The sequence below is a fragment of the Nocardia sp. NPDC058497 genome (assembly GCF_042720195.1).
Lineage (GTDB): Bacteria > Actinomycetota > Actinomycetes > Mycobacteriales > Mycobacteriaceae > Nocardia.
In genome coordinates this window covers 1-3,965 of the sequence record NZ_JBHXMY010000544.1, presented here as the reverse complement: position 1 = coordinate 3,965, position 3,965 = coordinate 1, and the positions used below count along the sequence as shown (strand labels likewise).

Below are 3,965 nucleotides of genomic sequence, written 5' to 3'. Positions count from 1 at the left end.
GGCGCAAGCAGACTCGCAGGCCGGCAACCAGGCAGTAGAGCAGTCCAACCAAGACTCCCCTAGCACGGACGCCCCGGTTCCAGGGGCGGTGACCAACGCCCCGAACACACAACCAGCTACCGGCGGCAACGACGGCAGCGGGCCGACCTCGTCGGAGGCGCTCAACACCCTTACTCAGACCGGTCCGGTCACCACGGACAACGACGCGAACCGCCAGACATCAGAACAGACCAGTGAAAACGGCTCCGACTCGAGCCTCGCGGTAGTGGGTACGTTGACCGATACCCAGATCCAGCAACACACCTCCGGCGATACCACAACAACCACAGTCACCGGCCCCGGCGGAGACACCTCGACCAGCACGACACATCGACCGCCCACACACACGGCACCGGAACAGCAGTCCGATTCCGAGCCGAACGCAGCCACACCCGTGGCCCTCACCGACCCTTACGGGATGCCCGACACCACCGGGAAGAACGAAGGTGACACCTGGACTGTGCCGAGAGCAGGCGGCGGCACCACGACCTACACCATCCCCGAAGGCAACGGCAACCAGACAGTCGACGTCACCGACACACTCCCCGACGGCACCACCAGCACGGCCCGAATCGTCTCCAACAGCGAAGGCGGATACCAGAAATGGGGCCAGAACGAGTTCGGCGGCTCGTACTACATCGACAAGCCGACCGCGGATGCGAACCCCTACGGCCAGAACTTCGTACCGGGTAGCGATACCTCCGGTGCACCCGATTCGGAGTTCGGTGCAACACCGGACTGGAGACAGACCGGAACACCCACCTACGACGAAGCCGGCAACCGCACCGGCATGAACATCGGGATCCGCAACGAGCAAGGCCTCTACGACAATGTGCACGTCGACACCGAGGGCACCCGCACCATGTCGGCGACCACCCGCGCTCCGGACGGATCACTGAACACCACCTACACCGGACAGATCGATGCCGACGGGCGCGGTTGGATGCTCGACAGCAACGGCAAACCCGCCGAGACATACCTCGACGACCGCGGCAACCGGGTCATCGTGTCGCAAACACCCGATGGCCCCGTCGAAGTCACCGACCTCGGCAACGGCATGAGCCGCACCACATCACCCGGCCGGGAAACTGTGGTCGTCACCCACGCACCCGGCACCAACGGCAGCATCGCCGCCGACGGCTTGGTCGACGGAAACACCTTCACCAGATACACCGACGGCACCACCGTCATCACAGTGAACAAGCCGACCACGCTGGCCAACGGAGACCAGCTGCTGCCCGGCGACGTCATCGTCAAGAACCCGGACGGCAGCATCGACGTGCAGTCGCAATCGGAGATCGACCGAACGGCCGTCGACAGTCAGGTCTCCTACTGGGCCGGTGTCGGACGCGTGTTCAAAGACTCGGTCACCGATACCGCAGCCATGGTCGGCATCGGTGGGCCTGGATTCCGGGAAACCTGGCAAGGTATCGGCTCGCTCGTCGGCCTCGGGCCAGAAGGTGGCCCCGGCGTTGGTGAAGCGTGGAAGGAGATGGGCAAAGAAACCGTCGCCTGGGACGACTGGGCGCGCGGCGACTCTGCCTACGCGTTGGGAAAGGTCGCGGCCAATGTCGCGACACTCGGCCTCGGCGGATTCTCCAAGGTCGGTAAAGCAGGCGGTCTCGGCGACGGCGTCGATGTCGGCGACATTCCGGATCCAGACGCGCACGGACTCGACACTTCCGCGATCGACACCTCTGCAATCGACATCGAGGGCCCTGACCCCGCACTTGCGGATCTTCCCAGCGGGGTATCCGGTCTCGACCGCGCCCCCGGAACCGAGGTCGATGGCGTCCCTGCCCCACGCTCCGACTCCGAAACCGGGCTCGGCACCGCGGCTATCGATAGCACCCCCGGCGACAACGTCGCCACCGGAACCTCTGGACTCGGGGATTGGAACAAGCCCGGCGCAGACGCGGACCTACGCACCAGCCCCTACTCGGAAACTCCCAGCTATGACAAGCCCGGGATGGACGCAGCAGACCGAAGTAGTATCGGCGATTTCGGTCACCCACCAGGCACCCCCGAATACGCACACGCCAGCGCCCCAAACACCCACCACGCCCCCGGTGCCAACACCAACACACCGGTCCAACCACCCACCGCACATGGCAGTAGCAGCACCGCCGGCGGATCGAGCAGCCCCGGAAACACCTCGGTAGGCGGACCCAACAGCACCGTTGGGCAACCAAACAATGCCCCGCTTGCAAGCAACAATGTCGTCGGGCAGCCGCCAGCCGGACCGGACAATCCAGCGCCGCACCGCACCTCGGACACCAACTCCCCGCTGGACCCTGAGTTCGTCAACACCTCGATCAACCGCCTCGACGGACGTTTCGGTGGTGAAGGACACGCACCAGGGCGGCACCTGTACCCGGACGACGTCACGCTCCAAGCCAGGCTCGGCGACCCCATCCGAGACGGCAACGGTGGCCTCCGAACATACGGTCCCAACAGCCCGAACTACCCTGGACTGCTGAGGAGCGAGAACAATATCGATCCACTCACCGGCACCGTGGTCGACGGCGACCACGGTGGTACACCCCGAGTGGGTGCATTCGCGACCCGATTCGACAACGCGGAGGACATGGTGCTCGCCGACCTGTATGCCCGACAACAGATTTCACAGGCGGGTCTTGGCAGATCCCGAGAACCCGTGGAGATTCCGCTCGCAGACATTGTCGGACCGAACGGACATCAGCGTTTCACTGGATTCTATCGAAACCCGCAGAACCCGAACGAATTCTTGCCTGTCGACTTCGAAAACGGAACCATAACCGCCGTGTACGATAAACTGCCGGACGGCAGTTATGGGCTAACTACAATGTACCCGAATCCAGCCAAGGGCAGACATCCCTAGGAGGAAAATGACTCCCGGCCTCACCGCGTTCTTTAGATACTCATTGAATATCGAGTTCGCTTACGCCACCCGATGGGATTTACGTGCGATCGTCAATACCGAACCCGATGCCGAGGAAATCCGAACCGAGCTGGCTGCCATTATCAAGAACCGAACAATGACCGTCGTCGACTACGACGACATCACTGGCGGCATCGAGTTTCCAGACGAAGATTCGCTCTATGAATACTTGACTTCCATGTACGCACATTTATACGAGGATGCCGAGCCGCAGCCGATACCGCCTGTGTAGCTACAGATTGCGACCCGGTGACGCGGTATCGGACAACGTGGAAGCAAAACTAAGGAGTAAGGATGTCTTCAGAAGCAAGGCGGCGCGTCGGCCCATGGGCGACGCGATTCGAGTCGAAGGAAGCCCTTGTTCGAGCGGAGATGACATTACGTGGCTGGGCACTCCAACAACGGGATCTGAGTCCGATTCTGAGCTTCGGAGAGATCTACGCCCCAGGGACCTTCGCCGCGCAGGCCACAGCCATCGGATTCGACCCCCACACACCGATCGCGGCGGACGGTAGCACGAATTACGTGCGCGGCGAGTTCGACTCCGGACTCGTATACGCGGTGTACCGACCAACAGTCGGTGTCGACCCCGCGGTCGGCCCGAATAGCCAACAACAGCTCCAGAACACGACGATCTACCCCTACCCGGGAGGTCGGGTAAACCCTCGCACGGTGAGACCTTCGGATCTGGGCCTGAATGCTCCCGGCGTCGACTGGCGATTCGTGAACTTCTGCGCGGCCATGCTCGGCTGTGAAGCCGTCGATGATCTCGGCATGCTCGGCCCGACCTTCGCCGCCGCATGGCCGGACTACCGCGCCGTCATCGAGGCCGGCCTGCAGCATCTTTTCCACAACCGCCCGATCTCTCCGGAAACCTGGTACGAGCTGACCTACGTCCGCTTCGACACGCCCGACCAACTGGCACTGTTCCACGCCCAGGTCTACTCATACCTCTTCCAAGCACACACCCCCGCCCCGACCGCGCCGATGAACAATTGACAGAACC

The 3,965-nt window shown here is 62.8% G+C and carries 3 protein-coding genes; all 3 read left to right on the top strand.

The window, feature by feature from the left end:
- Nucleotides 1-457: 457 nt before the first annotated feature.
- The 3 genes from ACFWPJ_RS26865 (at nucleotide 458) to ACFWPJ_RS26855 (ending at nucleotide 3,958) form a co-directional block, all read left to right on the top strand.
- Entirely contained in the window at nucleotides 458-2,899 is a 2,442-nt protein-coding gene (locus ACFWPJ_RS26865) for a hypothetical protein (protein WP_378855381.1), read from the top strand.
- Nucleotides 2,900-2,906: 7 nt separating this feature from the next.
- Nucleotides 2,907-3,191, top strand: a complete 285-nt coding sequence (locus ACFWPJ_RS26860; protein WP_378855379.1) for a hypothetical protein — start codon at nucleotides 2,907-2,909, stop codon at nucleotides 3,189-3,191.
- Between the two features lie 440 nt (nucleotides 3,192-3,631).
- Entirely contained in the window at nucleotides 3,632-3,958 is a 327-nt protein-coding gene (locus ACFWPJ_RS26855; RefSeq protein WP_378855377.1) for a hypothetical protein, read from the top strand.
- The last annotated feature ends 7 nt before the right edge of the window (nucleotides 3,959-3,965 follow it).